The following is a 14,945-nucleotide window of genomic DNA, read 5'->3' on the forward strand; positions in this document are numbered from 1 at the left end:
ATGATCGGCTGACTGTCATCACACGCCGCACCGGTCCACCGCGCCACTCGGCTGCCGTCGGCCCCGTACGCCCGTTCGCGGTAACGTGAACACCGATGAACGCCACGCCGAGCCAGCACCCCGCAGTCTCCGTGATCATGCCGGTGCTCAATGAGGAACGTCATCTGCGCGACTCCGTGCGCCACATCCTGGAGCAGGAGTACGACGGCGAGATGGAGGTGGTGATCGCGCTCGGGCCGTCCACGGACCGCACCGACGAGATCGCCGCCGAGCTGGTACGGGAGGACCCGCGGGTCCACACCGTGCCCAACCCGACCGGGCGTACGCCCGCTGCGCTGAATGCCGCGATCAAGGCGTCCCGGCACCCCATCGTGGTGCGGGTGGACGGCCACGGCATGCTGTCGCGCAACTACATCGCGACCGCGGTCCGCCTCCTGGAGGAGACCGGCGCGCAGAACGTCGGCGGCATCATGAACGCCGAGGGCGAGAACGCCTGGGAGCAGGCCGTCGCCGCCGCCATGACCTCGAAGATCGGGGTGGGCAACGCGGCGTTCCACACCGGCGGACAGGCAGGCCCCGCCGAGACCGTCTTCCTGGGTGTCTTCCGGCGCGAGGCGCTGGAGCAGCAGGACGGGTACAACATCGAGTTCATCCGCGCGCAGGACTGGGAGCTGAACTTCCGCATCCGCGAGGCGGGCGGGCTGATCTGGTTCTCGCCCGAGCTGAAGGTGCAGTACCGGCCGCGGCCCAACGTCAAGGCGCTGGCCAAGCAGTACAAGGACTACGGCAAGTGGCGGCACGTCGTCGCGCGCTACCACTCAGGGTCGATCAATCTGCGCTACCTCGCGCCGCCGGCCGCGGTCTGCGCGATCGCCGCGGGCATCGTGGTCGGCGCGGCAGTGACGCCGTGGGGCTTCGTCGTCCCGGGCGCCTACCTCGCGGCCATCGCGGCGGGCTCCGTCCCGGCCGGCAAGGGGCTGCCCCTGAAGGCCCGCGCCCAGATCCCCGTCGCGCTGGCGACCATGCACATGTCGTGGGGCTGGGGCTTCCTCACCAGCCCGCGCGCGCTCGCCAGGAAGGTCATCGCCAGCCGCCGCCCGGCCGTGCTGACGGCCCCGGCGGAGACCGCCTAGCGGCCCCTGCGTACAGAGCGGCGCCCGTATCCCCCGGGGATACGGGCGCCGCTCCGTCTGCCGGGCGTGCTCACCAGGTGTAGTCCGGGTTCACCTTCATGCACGCCTTCTTGTCCTCGCCGTTGAGGGTGTCCGCGCTCTCCGGGGCCTTGTCCGCCTGCTTCTTCTCGCCGGCCGTCTCCGGGTACGCCGTACCGGTACGCCAGTCGTTGCCGACGACCAGCCGGATGCCCTGCGCCGAACTGGACTCCTTCACCGCGCTCTTGGGCAGCCCGAGCGCCTTGGCGACGGCCAGCGCGTCGCCCTCGGCGTCCTTGCCCCCGTACGTGATCGTGCTGTCCGCCTGGGCGATGAGCGCGGCGTCGGTGCCCGCCGCCGCGTAGCCGAGCGTGGCGAGCCGCGCCTGAATGGCGCTCGCGCGGCCGACGACCGGGCCCTGGATCGCGCCGTTGGTGCCGTTCTGCACGGTGACCTGGAGCTGTTCCTTGGGCGTGGTGGCCTTCGGGTCCGCTGCGGGCTTCTTCTTTTTCGCGTCCTTGCCGTCCAGCGCGGTGTCGTTGCGCAGCATCGCGAAGACCTGCTCGGCGTCGCCCGGCTTCGGGACGACGTAGGACTCGCCGGGGCCGTAGCTCCACGGCATGGTCGCCATGGTGACGCGCTTGAGCGGTACGCGGTTCAGGTCGCCGCCGAGGTCGTACAGCTTCTTCACGCTGCCGATGCCCTCGTCCACGGTCAGCGCCTTGGTGGCGGCCTCCGCGAGCGCCTGGAGCTTGCCGGGGTCGGTGAGCTTGGTGCCCGCCTTGAGCTGACGGATCATCGAGTTCATGTACATGTGCTGGGCCTTGGCCCGGCCGATGTCGGTGTTGTCCTCGAAGCCGTAGCGGGTGCGCAGCCACTGGAGCGCCTGGACGCCCTTGATGTTGTGCTCGCCCTTGGTCAGCTTCAGCCCGCTGCCGTGGCCCTTGCTGTCGTGCGAGTAGACGTTGCCGTCGACGCAGACGGGGACGCCGCCCACCGCGTCGGCCATCTGCACCACACCCGCGAAGTCGATCATCATGAAGTGATCGATGTAGATGCCGGTCAGCTCTTTCCAGGTGGCGACCGTGCAGCCCGGGCCGCCGTGCTGGAGCGACTGGTTGATGGGCGCGGTGGTCTGCGCGTACTTCTCGCCGGTCTTGGCGTCGGTGCACTCGGGGATGGTCACGCGGGTGTCGCGCGGTATCGAGAGCACCGACATGCTGGAGCGGTCGGCGGAGACGTGCAGCAGCATCTGCACGTCCGCCAGCGGCTTGCGGCCCACGTCCGCCTTGGCGCCGCCGAGCTTGACGTTCTCCTTGGTGTTCCGGCTGTCCGAGCCGAGCAGCAGGATGTTCATCGGGGTCTGGCCGAAGGCGTTGGGCTCGGGCTTCTTCAGCCCGCCGTCGCCGAGGTCCAGGATGCCCTTGCGGAGGTTGCCGTTGAGGTGCTCGTAGTAGAGGTATCCGGCGCCCGCCGTGCCGAGGACGAGGAGCGCGGCGATGCCGGCGGTCCAGCGCAGGACCCGGTGGCCTCTTCGGCGCCGGCGCCGGCCGTGCCCGCCGGACTCCGGGGGGACGGCCGCGCCGCCGCCCCCGCCGCCCCGCCCCTCGCTGCGGCCTTCGTACAGGCTGTCGTCCCAGCCCAACTCCTGGGCGTCGGGCTGGTGTCGGCGTGATCGGTCGCCACGCACACTGCTCTGCCGCATCGGCTGCCCCTCCCCGTTTCCTTCATCCGGTGGTGCGCTCGGCGGCCTGGCAGGGCGGCCGGTCGGTCTTCACTTGGTGGTGCGGGTGCTGCTGGTTCTCCGCAGGCCTACTTGGCGCAGACGTTCTTGTCGTCGGCGTTGACGTTCTGGACCCCGTCGGGCGTCTTGTCGGGCGCCGCTATCGGCTCCCCGGCGCCGGTGAAGTCCTTGCCGAGGATGAGCGTCATCGGCACCTTGGGCCCGGCGTCGCCGTTCGTCTGCTTCATCGCGGACTTCGGCAGGCCCATCCACTCGGCCAGGGTGGCGGCCTGGCCGGCCTGGTTGGGCGCGTACTCCAGGCGCGTCTTGTCCAGCGTCGTCGCCGCGTTGCCGGCGTTCGTGGTCAGCGGCGCGCCCTTGTCGTTCTGCAGCCAGTCGACGGTCTCCTGGGCGGCGCCCAGCGGGCCGCCACCGTTGGAGATGTCGACCCGGACCTCGGAGGCAGGCGCCTTGGTGACCGGCTTGGCCTTCTTCTTGCTCTTTTCCTTCTTTGTCTTGGTCAGAGAGTGATCGGACTGGACCATCTTGAAGAGTGGATCGGCTTTGGCCTTGTCCAATATGACGGTCGCGGGGTCGTCAGGGTTGTCCAGAACGGGCACAGTCGCGAAGGTGACGTTCTTGACGTCCACCCGGCTGAGGTCCTTGGCCAGGTCCATCAGCTTGCTCGCGCTGCCGATGCCGGTGTCGACGGTGAGCGCCTTGGTCGCCGCGTTGCTCAGACCCCACAGCTTGCTGGGGTCGCTGAGCGTGCCGCCCGACTTCATCTTGCGGATCATCGAGCTGAGGAACTGCTGCTGCAGCTCGATGCGGCTCAGGTCGCTGCCGAAGCCGACGGTGTGCCGGGTCCTGACGAACGCCAGCGCCTGCTCGCCCTTGACGATGTGCCGGCCCGCCTTGAGGTGCAGGTGCGACTTGGGGTCGTCGATGTCCTTGCCCGCGCACACCTCGACGCCGCCCACCGCGGTGGACAGCTCCTTGACGGCGTTGAAGTCCGCCATCATGAAGTGATTGATCTTCAGCCCGGTCAGCTTCTCGACGGTCCGCCAGGTGCAGCCCGGGTCCCGGTCCTCCTGGCCGAGGCTGGTGTTGAAGCGCACCCCGGTCTCGCCCGGGACGGTCTTCTTGGTCCCGTCCTTCATCGTGGTCGGGCAGTCCGGGATGTCGGTGACCATGTCGCGCGGGATGCTGAGCGCGGTGGCGTTGGTGCGGTCCGCCGAGACGTGCATGAGGATCGTGGTGTCGGCGTGGCCGACACTGCCCATGTCGCCGTAGCCCTCGTTGCCCTTCCCCTCGCGCGCGTCCGTCCCGATGATCAGGATGTTGACCGGGCCGTCGGTGACCGCGTCGTTGTTGATGCCGACGTCGACCTTGGAGATGTTGCCGTCGAGGTGCTGGTAGACGAAGTACGCGCCGGTGCAGCCGGCGACCAGTACGAAGCCCATCACGCCCGCGCCCCAGTACAGCGCCTTCTTCTTTTTCGACGCCTTCGGCTTGGGCTTGCGCCGGCCGGTGCTCGCGGCGGGCGCCGCCGCCGCTGCCGCACGGTGCCCCGCGCGGCCGCCGGCCCGGCGGTTGCGCTGGGCGGGCAGCTCGCGGGTCGGTGTGTCACGGTCGGAGCCGGCCGTCCGGCCGCGCTCCTGAAGCCGCCGCTCTTTCCGGCTGCTCCCGGTCGCGGTTGCGGCGGGGGCGGCGGCTCTCCGGCCGGCCTGCTTGGGGGCTGACTTTGAGCCAGCATCCAGTCGCAGTTCGTAGTTGCCGGTGTTCGGGTCGAACACCCACTGATCGGCGGGATCCATGTCCCCCGCCTGCCCACGGCCTTGCGCGTCCACGGTGCTGTGAGTCCTCCGTCGGTGCCACGCGGCGCCTGCCCCCCTCGAGGCGCTCGGTCGGTCGGATTGCAGTGCGCGGTCAGCCAGTCGTGCGGACCGGATCGCTCACACTATCCGCCCAGTTCAGCGTCAAGCGACGCCCGTGACAAATTCCACGTCCCTACAACTGGGCAATCCACCCGATACTTTCGTGTCCTTGATCCACCCTTTGCGGAGGTTTTATTGGCAGATGCCCCGGTCTGCTGTGGTTCCCCGGAAGGTGGTCGAGGGCCCTGGCGTGGCCGATTCACGATGGCCGGGCTTGTCAGCTTCGTCCCGGCTGTTCGAACGGCTCTCCCCGCGGGCATCCGTCTGTCCGGTCTGCGGGTCCTTGGCCGGGTCGTCGTATTCGGTGGTGTCCGTCTGTTCCCTCGTCGCCGGGCGGACCGGGACCGGCCGGTCGGCACGCAGCCGCGCGAAGAGCCGGCCGGCGTCCGGCTGCACCAGTTCGTCGCGGTTCGCGTTGTACGCGTACGCCTGCCGGGGGACGGTCAGGAAGTGGATCTTGTCGGTGGGAATGTCCCGGACGCTGCGCACCAGGTTGAAGAGGCCCTTCAGGGACGCAAGGCCCTCGTCGGTGGTGAGGGAGCTCGTCGCGGCGTCCAGGAGCGGGTACAGGCGCGTGGGATTGAGCAGTACGCCGTTGCCCTGCACCTTCTTCACCAGCGCCGCCAGGAACTGCTGCTGCCGCTCCATCCGCTGCGTGTCGCTGCCGTTGCCCAGCGACTTGCGGGCCCGTACGTACCCCAGCGCCTGCTCGCCGCGGAGCAGATGGCGCCCGGCCGCCAGATTCAGGTGCGAGTCCTGGTCGGCGACGGCCCGCGGCAGGCAGACCTCCACGCCGTCGACCGCGTCCACCATCTTCTTGAAGCCGGTGAAGTCCAGGATCATGTGGTGGTCGATGCGGATGTCGGTCATCCGCTCGACCGTGCGGATCGTGCAGGCCGGCCCCGCCGCCTCGAACGCGTAGTTGAACTGGGTGAACAGCGGCTGCGTACGGCCGCCGTCCGGCTTCGTGCACTGCGGCACCCGCGCCATCAGGTCACGCGGGATGCTGACCGCGGTCGCGCTCTTCCGGTCCGCCGCCAGGTGCAGCAGGATCGTGGTGTCCGAGCGCTGGGTGCCGTCGTCGGTGCCGTACCCGCGGTTGCCGCCGCCGCGGTTGTCCGAGCCGATGAGCAGGATGTTCTGCACGTTCGTCGCCGAGGCGGGCGGCCGCTCCGCCTCGTACTCGCGCAGCTGGGCCGCGGTGTCGGAGTCGGCCGTGATGTTCCCGTTGAGCCTGTCGTACGCCAGCCAGCCGACCGCGGCCGTACCCAGCACGGCGGCGCCGCCGCCCAGCGCGGTCCAGCGCAGCCACCGCCGCCGGGGCCGGCCCTCGCCGGCCGCCGGTTCGTTGCAGCGCTGCAGTTCCTCGGGGATCTCCGGCCTGTCGTCCACGGCTGCGTCCACCCCTCGTGCGTCGGCCGCACGGGGCGTACGGCCGTCTCACTCGGTGCCGCGGCCCGGGCGGCGTGCCCGGGCCCCGGTACTCAGGCAGACGGCCGAGTCCCGCGCAGGGTTGTACGTCCCCACGATCATGGACCGCACGGGACGGATCGGCCCCTGCAGCGGGCATCCGCTGGGCCGGTCGGGCGACGGGCGCGAACTGCCTGGCGGCGGGCTCAGGGCGCGGCGGGCGCCGTGACCGTGACCTGCTCGGCCTCCTTGCGCCTGGCCAGTCCGCCGTCGTCGAGCCGGTCGGCGTTGCGGCACAGGACGACCGAGCCGCCGGTCGCCAGCGGTGCGTACAGCCCGTACGCCAGCCCGTCCCACGTCCCGTACGGCAGGGCGGAGAGCACCCGCTGCCGCTCGGGCAGCCGCGCCAGCTCCACGGCCGCGGCGCCGATCTCCGCGCCGGTGAACTCGCGGCCGTCCACGGCGAGCGCGGGCGCGTGCGGATCGACCGGCGCGTACGGCACGAAGCGGTCGCCCTGGCCCGGCACCTCGGCGGCGTAGTCGGCGAAGCCGGCCGGCGGCTCGGGGAAGCGGCCGCCCAGCGGGCGCAGCGCGAGCGCCACCCGCTCCCCGGAGCAGGCCCGCGCCGCCTCCAGGGTGTCCGGGCCGCTGACGACGACGTCGGCCGCCGCCGGGTCGCCGCCGACGTCCGCGATCACTCCGACGGACGAGCAGGCCACCAGCCAGACGGCGGTCTGCCAGTGCGCCGGCAGCAGCAGCGCGAGCCGGTCGCCCGGTTCGGCGGACAGCTCGTCCTGGAGGTAGTTGGCGGTCTTGGCCACCCAATTGGCGAAGGTGGCGACGGACAGTTCGACGCGCTCGCCGGTGGCGTCGTCGTAGAAGGTCACGAGCGGCCGCGCCGGGTCCGAGGACAGCGCGGATCCCAGCAGGTCGGCGGGGGTTCGGTCGGTGGCGTTCATCGTCGTCAGCCTACGCGGGCGGCCCGCGCCCGTACGGCGTACCCGGCACTCCCGCGGCGCCGCGCCGCGCCGATGAGGCGTCAGATGTCAAATGGCGGATTTGTCCCACTCCGTACACGATCGCTTCCATGCGTGCCTTCGTTGCCACTTCGCTCGGCGCCGCGACCTTCGCGGCCCTCGTCGTACCGCTCGCGCTGCCGGCCGGAGCGAACCCCGCCCCGGCCCCCGCAGCCGCCGCTCCCGGGGCCGCCTCGGCGGACGTTCCCGGAAGCACCCAGTCCCTGCCGCTCGTCCGGCTCGGCGACCGCGACCGTGTGCTGTCCGGCCGGAACTCGGGCCGGGCCGCCCAGGCCGCGCCCATGGGAATGCCCGTCAAGGACGTACGGCCCTTCTCGCTCGTCGGCGTCGTCTGGAGCGACGCCAAGGCCGAACTGCACGGCCAGCCGCAGGTCCGCACCCGCGCCACCGGCAGCCACCGCTGGTCGGCGTGGCAGGACGTGCAGACGCACTACGACGACGCGCCCGACCTGGACGCCGCCGAACGCCGCGGCGACAAGCCGCGCGGCGGCACGGCCCCGCTGTGGGTGGGCGACTCCGACGCCGTACAGATGCGGATCGCCCCGGAGCAGGGCCGGCAGGCGGTGACCGAACTGCCCGACGGGATGCGCCTGGAGTTGGTCGATCCCGGCCGGCCCGCCAAGCCGCGCGACCCCGCGCCGAACGCCGCCGGGCAGGAGTCGGCGGACAGCTCGGCGGCCAACGCCGGGCTCGCGCCCCCGGGAGCCACCGCCATCCCGGCGGCGCCCGCGAACGCCCTGCAGGCCGACCTGGCGGCGGCCGGCGAGCAGGAGCGCGGCCAGGCGCCCGCGGCGCAGCCGCTGATCGGGCCGCGGCCGCGGATCATCACCCGGGCCGGCTGGGGCGCCGACGAGCAGCTGCGGGAGCCGAAGTTCGGGTACACCAAGACCGTCAAGGCGGCCTTCGTGCACCACAGCGCCACCGGCAACGGCTACAGCTGCAGCCAGTCCGGGGCGATCGTCCGCGGCATCTACCGGTACCACGTCAAGAGCAACCACTGGCGGGACGTCGGGTACAACTTCCTGATCGACAAGTGCGGCACGATCTTCGAGGGCCGGGCCGGCGGCGTCGCCAGACCCGTCATGGGCGCCCACACCCTCGGCTTCAACAACGACACCACCGGCATCGCCGTCATCGGCACCTTCGACAAGGCCAAGCCACCGGCCGCCGCGCTCGACGCGCTCGGCAAACTCACCGCCTGGAAGCTGGGGCTGCACGGCCGCGATCCGGACGGCAAGACCACTCTGACCTCGGCGGGCAACAACCGTTACAAGAAGGGAACCAAAGTCCGGCTGAATGTCATCTCCGGACACAGGGACGGCTACGTGACGAGCTGCCCGGGGGCCGCGCTCTACGGCACACTCGGCTCGGCGCGCATCGCCTCCGCCCGCTTCCAGGGACGCTGAGGGCCCGGGGTCGGCGCCCGTGACCTGCACGGGCGCCCAGGCCGGGCGGCGCCGGAAAACCCCGTCTACTGGCGGGTAAGCCCGCTGGCAAAGCGGGCAAACCGTCTGCCTACACTGGTCCGCCGTCCGGCCGACCCCAGCAGGAAGCAGAGAACAAAAGGTGACTGAAGCGATCCTTCTGGTCGGCGGCAAGGGCACCCGGCTGCGCCCGTTGACGGTGCACACGCCCAAGCCCATGGTCCCGGCCGCGGGCGTGCCGTTCCTCACCCACCAGCTGGCCAGGGCGCGCGCCGCGGGGGTGGAACACATCGTGTTGGCCACCTCGTACCTCGCCGAGGTTTTCGAGCCGTATTTCGGTGATGGGGCGGAATGGGGGCTTCATCTCGAATACGTCACCGAGGAGGAGCCGCTCGGCACCGGCGGCGCCATCCGCAACGTCGCCCACCGGCTGCACTCGGGCCCCGACGACCCGGTCCTGATCTTCAACGGAGACATCCTCACCGGGCTGGACATCGCCGCCCTGGTGCGCACCCACCGCGAGGCCTCCGCCGACGTCTCGCTGCACCTCACCCGGGTCGAGGACCCGCGCGCCTACGGCCTTGTCCCCACCGACGCCGGCGGCCGGGTCACCGCCTTCCTGGAGAAGCCGCAGACCCCCGAGGAGATCGTCACCGACCAGATCAACGCGGGCGCCTACGTCTTCAACCGCTCCGTGATCGACGCCATCCCGCAGGGCCGCCCGGTCTCCGTCGAGCGCGAGACCTTCCCCGGCCTGCTGGAGTCCGGCGCCCACCTCCAGGGCATGGTCGACTCCACCTACTGGCTCGACCTGGGCACCCCGCAGGCGTTCGTCCGCGGCTCCGCCGACCTGGTGCTCGGCCACGCCCCCTCCCCGGCCGTCCCCGGCCGGCGCGGCGAACACCTCGTACTGGACGGCGCCGACGTCGCCGCGGACGCCAAGCTCAGCGGCGGCACGGTCGTCGGTGCCGGCGCCCGGGTCGGCGCGGGCGCGCGCGTCGCGGGCAGCGCCGTCCTGGCGGACGCGGTCGTCGAGCCCGGCGCCCAGATCCACGACTCGCTCATCGGGGCCGGGGCCCGCATCGGCGCCCGTACGGTCCTGCACGGCGCGGTCATCGGCGACGGCGCCACCGTCGGCGCGGACAACGAGCTGCGCGACGGCATCCGCGTGTGGTGCGGCGCCGACCTGCCGGCCGCGGCGGTCCGCTTCTCCTCGGACCAGTGACGGCCGCCACCCTGTGACGGCGGGACGGCGGGACGGCGGGACGGCGGGCGCGTCGCCCCGCTCCCGTACGCTGAACGGATGCCCCGCATCCGCACCTGGGCCCCGCCCGGCCCGTACGACCTCCTGCGCACCCTGGGTGTGCTGGGCCGCGGACCGGGCGATCCCGCGTACCGGGTGGAGGGCGGCGCCGTCTGGCGGGCCGCCCGTACGCCCGACGGTCCGGTGACGGTCAAGATCGCGGCGCGCCCCGCGGAGGCGTGCGTCGCGGCCGAGGCGTGGGGCCCGGGCGCGGACTGGATGCTGGAGCAACTCCCGTCCCTCTTGGGGGAGTTGGACGACCCGTCGGCCTTCACGGCCCGGCACCGCATCGTCCACGAGGCGCACCGCCGCAACCCCGGCCTGCGGCTGGTCCGCACCGGCCTCGTCCTCGAATCGCTGATCCCCTCGATCCTGGAGCAGAAGGTCACCAGCGACGAGGCGTACCGGGCCTGGCGGCTGCTCCTGCAGCGGTTCGGCGAGCCCGCGCCCGGCCCGCACGAGCGGCTGCGCGTGCTGCCGGACGCGCGCGGCTGGGCCATGATCCCGTCCTGGGAGTGGCACCGCGCCGGCGTCGACGCCAAGCGCTCCGACACGATCGTGCGGGCCGCGCGGGTCGCCCGCCGCCTCGAAGAAGCGGCGCACATGGACCTGCCGGACGCGCTGCACCGCCTCCAGCTGGTCCGGGGCATCGGCCCGTGGACCGCCGCCGAGGTCCTGCAGCGGTCCAACGGCGCGCCCGACGCGCTCACCCTCGGTGATCTGCACCTGCCGCGCATCGCGGTGTACGCGCTCACCGGCCGGATGGGCGGCACCGACGAGGAGATGCTGGAGCTGCTCGCCCCGTACGAGGGCCAGCGCCACCGCGCGTCCCGCTTCCTCCTCCTCTCGGGCCGAGTCCCACCCCGCCGAGCCCCCCGCTACTCACCCCGAGACATCGCCCGCCTCTGACCCAGCTTGGGCATTCGTGCCGCTGGGCTCCGCCCCCTCCCCTTCCCCCCGCCGCTGTGGGCATTCGTGCCGCTAGGGCGGCACGGGTGGGCACAGCGGCACCCCCCACCGGCGGGCAGCCGGCCCCCCGCCGAAGGCGCCCTACCGCACCACGACGAAGTCCGACACCTCCCGCACGGGCCGCGGCTTCGGCGCCGCCGCGGGCCGCCCAATGGCCACCGCCCCCATCGGATCCCACCCCGCCGGCAGCCCGAGCACATCCCGGACGACATCCCGGCAGAACATCGTCGAGGACACCCACGCCGACCCCAGCCGCTCACCCGCCAGCGCGACGAGGAAGTTCTGCACCCCGGCACCCGCCGCGACCACGAACATCTCCCGCTCGGCGGCGTTGCGCCGGGCGTCCGCCGCGGCGTCCGGCCCCGCGTACGTGTGCGAGCCGTCCATGACCAGGCACGGCACCGCCAGGTACGGCGCGTTCCGCAGCACGTCGCCGCGGCGCACCCGCCGGGCGACGGACTCCTCGGACTTGCCGTCGCCGCGCAGGTCCGCGAGCCAGGCGTCCCGCATCGCGTCCAGCAGCCGGGTCCTGGATTCCTCGGACTCCAGCAGGACGAAGCGCCAGGGAGTGGTGTGGTGCGGCGCGGGCGCGGTCACGGCCGCCGCCACCGCGCGCCGTACCGCGCCGCCGTCCACCGGGTCGTCGGTGAACTCCCGGACCGTCCGGCGCAGCGTCACGGCTTCCCGTACGGCCTCGGAGGTGCCGAGCCGGAACATGTCGTCGGCGGGGGAGCGCACGAGCGCCCGCGCCCCGGGACCGTCCGTGGCCTCCGCGCCCTCCGCGCACTCCGCGCCCTCCTGAGGAGGCGTCAGCGCGTGCGGCAGGCCGCGGACCACCGCGACCGGCAGCCCGCCCGCCTTGCCCTTGACCAGGTCGCCCGCGCTCGCCAGCTCGTCGGCCGTGGCGACGACCGTGACGCCGAGCGGATTGCCGTGGCTGTCGGTGCTGCCGCGCAGGTCCTCCAGGACCCGCACGCCGGCCGCGCCGATGGCGACGTCGGTCAGCCCGTTGCGCCAGGGCCGCCCGAAGGTGTCCGTGACGACCACGCCGACGTCCACGCCGAGCGCGGTGCGCAGCCCGGCCCGGATCGCCCGGGCCGAGGCGTCGGGGTCCTCGGGCAGCAGCAGGACGGTGCCCTGCGGGGTGTTCGAGGCGTCGACCCCGGCGGCGGCCATGACCAGGCCGTTGCGGTTCTCGACGATGCGCAGCGCGCCGCGCCGCGCCACGACCCGTACGGTCTCCCGGTCGATGGCGGCCTCGCGGTCGGTCGCCGCCATGATCCGGTCCTCGGCCTTGCTGACGATCTTCGAGGTGACCAGCAGCACGTCGCCGTCGGCCAGGCCCGGCAGGCCGGGCGCGCCGGCCGCGGCGGCGATCAGCTTGGCGAGGTCGTCGCCGGGGCGCACCTCGGGGATGCCGGGCAGCGCCCAGACGCGGTACGAGGGTGCCTCCTCGGCGGGCGCGTCGTACGGGGCCGCGGGCGCGTCCTGCGGTCCGGCGGTCACGCCCGTACCTCTTCGGCGAGCGTCAGCGCCTCGCGGGCCATCGCCGCCGTCGCCTCCAGGTCGGTCATCATCAGCGGCACCGCGCGGCAGCGGATGCCGGCGGCCTCCACCTCGGCGGCCTTCTCCGCGTCGACCGTGTCCACGAGCCAGCCGTCCAGCAGGCCCATGCCGTAGTGGGCGGCGACGGCCGAGGCGGTGGACTCCACGCCGACCGCGGCCAGCATCTTGTCGGCCATGCCGCGGACCGGCGCGTCGCCGACGATGGGGGAGAGGCCGACGACCGGCGCGCCGGCCTCCGCGATCGCCTCGCGGACGCCGGGGATCGCCAGGATCGTGCCGACGCTGACGACCGGGTTGGACGGCGGGAAGAGGATCACGTCGGCGGCGCCGATGGCCTCCAGCACGCCGGGCGCGGGCTTGGCCTGCTCGGCGCCGACCGGGACGACGGCGTGCGCGTCGACGGACGCGCGCAGTCGGACCCAGTACTCCTGGAAGTGCACGGCCTTCTTCTCGCCGTCCTCGTCCACGATGGCGACATGGGTCTCGACCCGGTCGTCGGTCATCGGGAGCAGCCGCACGCCCGGCTGCCAGCGGTCGCAGAGCGCCTCGGTCACCGCGCTGAGCGGGTAACCGGCGCCCATCATCTGTGTACGGACGATGTGCGTGGCGAAGTCCCGGTCGCCCAGGCCGAACCACTCAGGGCCGACCCCGTAGGCCGCCAACTCCTCCTTCACGCGGAAGGTTTCGTCCTCCCGTCCCCAGCCCTGTTCCTCGTTGATGCCGCCGCCGAGCGTGTACATCACGGTGTCCAGGTCGGGGCAGACCTTCAGCCCGAACAGATGGATGTCGTCACCGGTATTGCCGATGACCGTGATGTCCGCGTCCGGAGCCGCTGCCTTCAGTCCCCGCAGAAAGCGGGCGCCGCCGATGCCGCCGGCGAGAACCACAATGCGCATGGCCCCAGGATGTCAGGAGGAGATGACCCTTTGGGCAGTGGGCGAGCACTGCGAACTGTGCATGGGCATATCCGTCAGGCCCGGGAAGTAGATGTGCAGGCTGACCGCGGGCGTGAGCGTGTCGTTGGTGACCTCGTGGACGTAGCCGGGGGCGAAGACCCGCTGTGCGCCGGGCGTCAGGCTGCGGCTGCCGCTCGGGCTGTGTTCGGTCAACTCGCCGTCCAGGACGGCCAGTACACCGGAGGACCGGCCGTGGTCGTGGCGGCCGCTGCCCTGGCCGGGCAGCCAGCTCAGCAGCCAGACCTCGTAGCCGGGGCCCGTGCGCAGGCGGTGGTACCAGCGGGTGGTGGCGTCGTACTCGACCAGGTGCGCCCACTGGGCGCGGTCGGCGGCGATCGAACGGGCGAGCCCGGCGAATTCGGCCACCGTCGCGGGGTGCTCGCGTGCGGGCTGGAGCAGATGGCTGACCTCGAAGATGTCGCCGGCGATCTGGAGGTCACTGTCGCTGTTCATGGACTTCTGATTCCTCGGAAGAAGAAGAGCTCGAAGGGGTGAGCTCGAAGAAGAGCGGGCTGCGCGGAAAGCGGGGTGCGGCGCGGCGTGACGTGGACGCCGGGCGGCACTCAGTGGTGGTGCGGGAGGAGAAAGCTGGAGCTCGGAAGCGTCAACAGCTGCAACAGCGACAGCGAGCCTGGACAGCGCAGCGGGACCCGTAGGCACGGGTCAGGCGGGGCGCGGGCATCACTGGCATGGAGTCAAGGAGAGCGGGTACTGGGCGGCCGTGTCAACCGGATGTCTTGTTTGGGGTAAATGTTTCACCTCATCCGGTTAACTGCGACCGACGAAAGGTTTGTGCACCCGATGGCTGGGAGAGGTGGCCCACCAGTTGCGTCGCCAAACGCCGTTGCGGTTCCGTGATCTGAATGTGATCAAGCCCGCTTCTGGTGCTGGAGTGCAACGTGATCGCTGTCCGTTGAGTCCTTCAGAGGCGGAAGGGGGGCGCGGGATGCATGAGGCGAATGTTTGTCCTGGTTTTTGCCGATTTGAACACTTACCGCATACCCTTGGTTCCGCAGAGTGAATAAGGGGCCCAATAGCAGATCTCGGCTTGACTGGCCCGGATCGGCACACTTGTAATTTCACTCGTGTCGTTCAGCCGTCATCGGTAACGGCAACATCACGGGGACGCAATGACAGACGAGGGGCGCACATGACCGAGCTGTTCGAAGAATTGCTGGTCGAGGAGGCGGACGAGGAGCTCGGCTGGCAGGAGCGCGCGCTGTGCGCCCAGACCGATCCCGAGTCCTTCTTCCCGGAAAAGGGCGGCTCCACCCGCGAGGCCAAGAAGGTCTGCCTCGCCTGTGAGGTCCGCTCCGAATGTCTTGAATACGCTCTTGCCAATGACGAACGCTTTGGCATTTGGGGCGGTCTGTCCGAGCGCGAGCGGCGCCGGCTGAAGAAGGCCGCGGTCTGAAGCCCGACGGCGACGGCCCGGGCGGCAGACGCCCGGCACCGGTCGGCACAGCGCC

The 14,945-nt window shown here is 71.8% G+C and carries 12 protein-coding genes; 5 read left to right on the plus strand and 7 right to left on the minus strand.

Going from position 1 to position 14,945, the window contains the following annotated elements; translation table 11 throughout:
- The first annotated feature begins 95 nt into the window (after positions 1-95).
- A complete protein-coding gene (locus ACZ4MH_RS31900; RefSeq protein WP_351596846.1) occupies positions 96-1,133 on the plus strand; it encodes a glycosyltransferase family 2 protein in 1,038 nt (345 codons plus the stop codon).
- Positions 1,134-1,203: 70 nt separating this feature from the next.
- Here the strand turns inward: ACZ4MH_RS31900 and ACZ4MH_RS31905 are convergent, their stop codons facing one another.
- From ACZ4MH_RS31905 to ACZ4MH_RS31920, 4 genes are all read right to left on the minus strand, one after another.
- On the minus strand, positions 1,204-2,856 hold the full coding sequence (locus ACZ4MH_RS31905) for an LCP family protein (RefSeq protein ID WP_351596742.1): 1,653 nt from the start codon (positions 2,854-2,856) through the stop codon (positions 1,204-1,206).
- A 107-nt stretch (positions 2,857-2,963) separates the two neighbouring features.
- Entirely contained in the window at positions 2,964-4,724 is a 1,761-nt protein-coding gene (locus ACZ4MH_RS31910; protein ID WP_351596739.1) for an LCP family protein, read from the minus strand.
- 219 nt (positions 4,725-4,943) lie between these two features.
- Positions 4,944-6,203, minus strand: a complete 1,260-nt coding sequence (locus ACZ4MH_RS31915; RefSeq protein WP_467754818.1) for an LCP family protein — start codon at positions 6,201-6,203, stop codon at positions 4,944-4,946.
- A gap of 224 nt (positions 6,204-6,427) precedes the next feature.
- Entirely contained in the window at positions 6,428-7,180 is a 753-nt protein-coding gene (locus ACZ4MH_RS31920; RefSeq protein ID WP_351596737.1) for a TIGR03089 family protein, read from the minus strand.
- A gap of 128 nt (positions 7,181-7,308) precedes the next feature.
- On the opposite strand from ACZ4MH_RS31920, the gene ACZ4MH_RS31925 reads away from it, so the two are divergent.
- From ACZ4MH_RS31925 to ACZ4MH_RS31935, 3 genes are all read left to right on the plus strand, one after another.
- Positions 7,309-8,664: an N-acetylmuramoyl-L-alanine amidase gene (locus ACZ4MH_RS31925; protein ID WP_351596735.1), complete on the plus strand. Its 1,356-nt coding sequence runs from the start codon at positions 7,309-7,311 to the stop codon at positions 8,662-8,664.
- Between the two features lie 160 nt (positions 8,665-8,824).
- Positions 8,825-9,907, plus strand: coding sequence for a mannose-1-phosphate guanylyltransferase (gene manB, locus ACZ4MH_RS31930; protein ID WP_351596732.1), 1,083 nt, complete (start codon positions 8,825-8,827; stop codon positions 9,905-9,907).
- A gap of 78 nt (positions 9,908-9,985) precedes the next feature.
- Positions 9,986-10,894 (plus strand): DNA-3-methyladenine glycosylase family protein, encoded by a 909-nt coding sequence (locus ACZ4MH_RS31935; RefSeq protein ID WP_351596729.1) that lies wholly within the window; start codon positions 9,986-9,988, stop codon positions 10,892-10,894.
- Between the two features lie 141 nt (positions 10,895-11,035).
- Here ACZ4MH_RS31935 and ACZ4MH_RS31940 read toward each other — a convergent pair whose 3' ends face one another.
- Genes ACZ4MH_RS31940 through ACZ4MH_RS31950 form a run of 3 tightly spaced genes read right to left on the minus strand, consistent with a single transcriptional unit; the run spans position 11,036 to position 13,929 of the window.
- Positions 11,036-12,460, minus strand: a complete 1,425-nt coding sequence (locus tag ACZ4MH_RS31940) for a coenzyme F420-0:L-glutamate ligase (protein ID WP_351596727.1) — start codon at positions 12,458-12,460, stop codon at positions 11,036-11,038.
- A complete protein-coding gene (gene cofD / locus ACZ4MH_RS31945) occupies positions 12,457-13,416 on the minus strand; it encodes a 2-phospho-L-lactate transferase (protein ID WP_351596724.1) in 960 nt (319 codons plus the stop codon). Before cofD ends, ACZ4MH_RS31940 begins: the two co-directional genes overlap by 4 nt.
- Before the next feature lie 12 nt (positions 13,417-13,428).
- Entirely contained in the window at positions 13,429-13,929 is a 501-nt protein-coding gene (locus ACZ4MH_RS31950) for a cysteine dioxygenase (RefSeq protein ID WP_351596721.1), read from the minus strand.
- 697 nt (positions 13,930-14,626) lie between these two features.
- Here ACZ4MH_RS31950 and ACZ4MH_RS31955 point away from each other — a divergent pair.
- Complete coding sequence (locus tag ACZ4MH_RS31955) at positions 14,627-14,890, plus strand: WhiB family transcriptional regulator (protein ID WP_030266018.1); 264 nt, start codon at positions 14,627-14,629, stop codon at positions 14,888-14,890.
- The last annotated feature ends 55 nt before the right edge of the window (positions 14,891-14,945 follow it).

Source organism: Streptomyces sp. NPDC026301 (genome assembly GCF_055567935.1).

Coding starts and splice junctions, on each gene's coding strand:
- ACZ4MH_RS31925 (WP_351596735.1), top strand. CDS start 7,309: ATGCGTGCCTTCGTTGCCACTTCGCTCGGCGCCGCGACCTTCGCGGCC.
- ACZ4MH_RS31900 (WP_351596846.1), top strand. CDS start 96: ATGAACGCCACGCCGAGCCAGCACCCCGCAGTCTCCGTGATCATGCCG.
- ACZ4MH_RS31905 (WP_351596742.1), bottom strand. CDS start 2,856: ATGCGGCAGAGCAGTGTGCGTGGCGACCGATCACGCCGACACCAGCCC.
- cofD (WP_351596724.1), bottom strand. CDS start 13,416: ATGCGCATTGTGGTTCTCGCCGGCGGCATCGGCGGCGCCCGCTTTCTG.
- ACZ4MH_RS31950 (WP_351596721.1), bottom strand. CDS start 13,929: ATGAACAGCGACAGTGACCTCCAGATCGCCGGCGACATCTTCGAGGTC.
- ACZ4MH_RS31920 (WP_351596737.1), bottom strand. CDS start 7,180: ATGAACGCCACCGACCGAACCCCCGCCGACCTGCTGGGATCCGCGCTG.
- ACZ4MH_RS31935 (WP_351596729.1), top strand. CDS start 9,986: ATGCCCCGCATCCGCACCTGGGCCCCGCCCGGCCCGTACGACCTCCTG.
- ACZ4MH_RS31955 (WP_030266018.1), top strand. CDS start 14,627: ATGACCGAGCTGTTCGAAGAATTGCTGGTCGAGGAGGCGGACGAGGAG.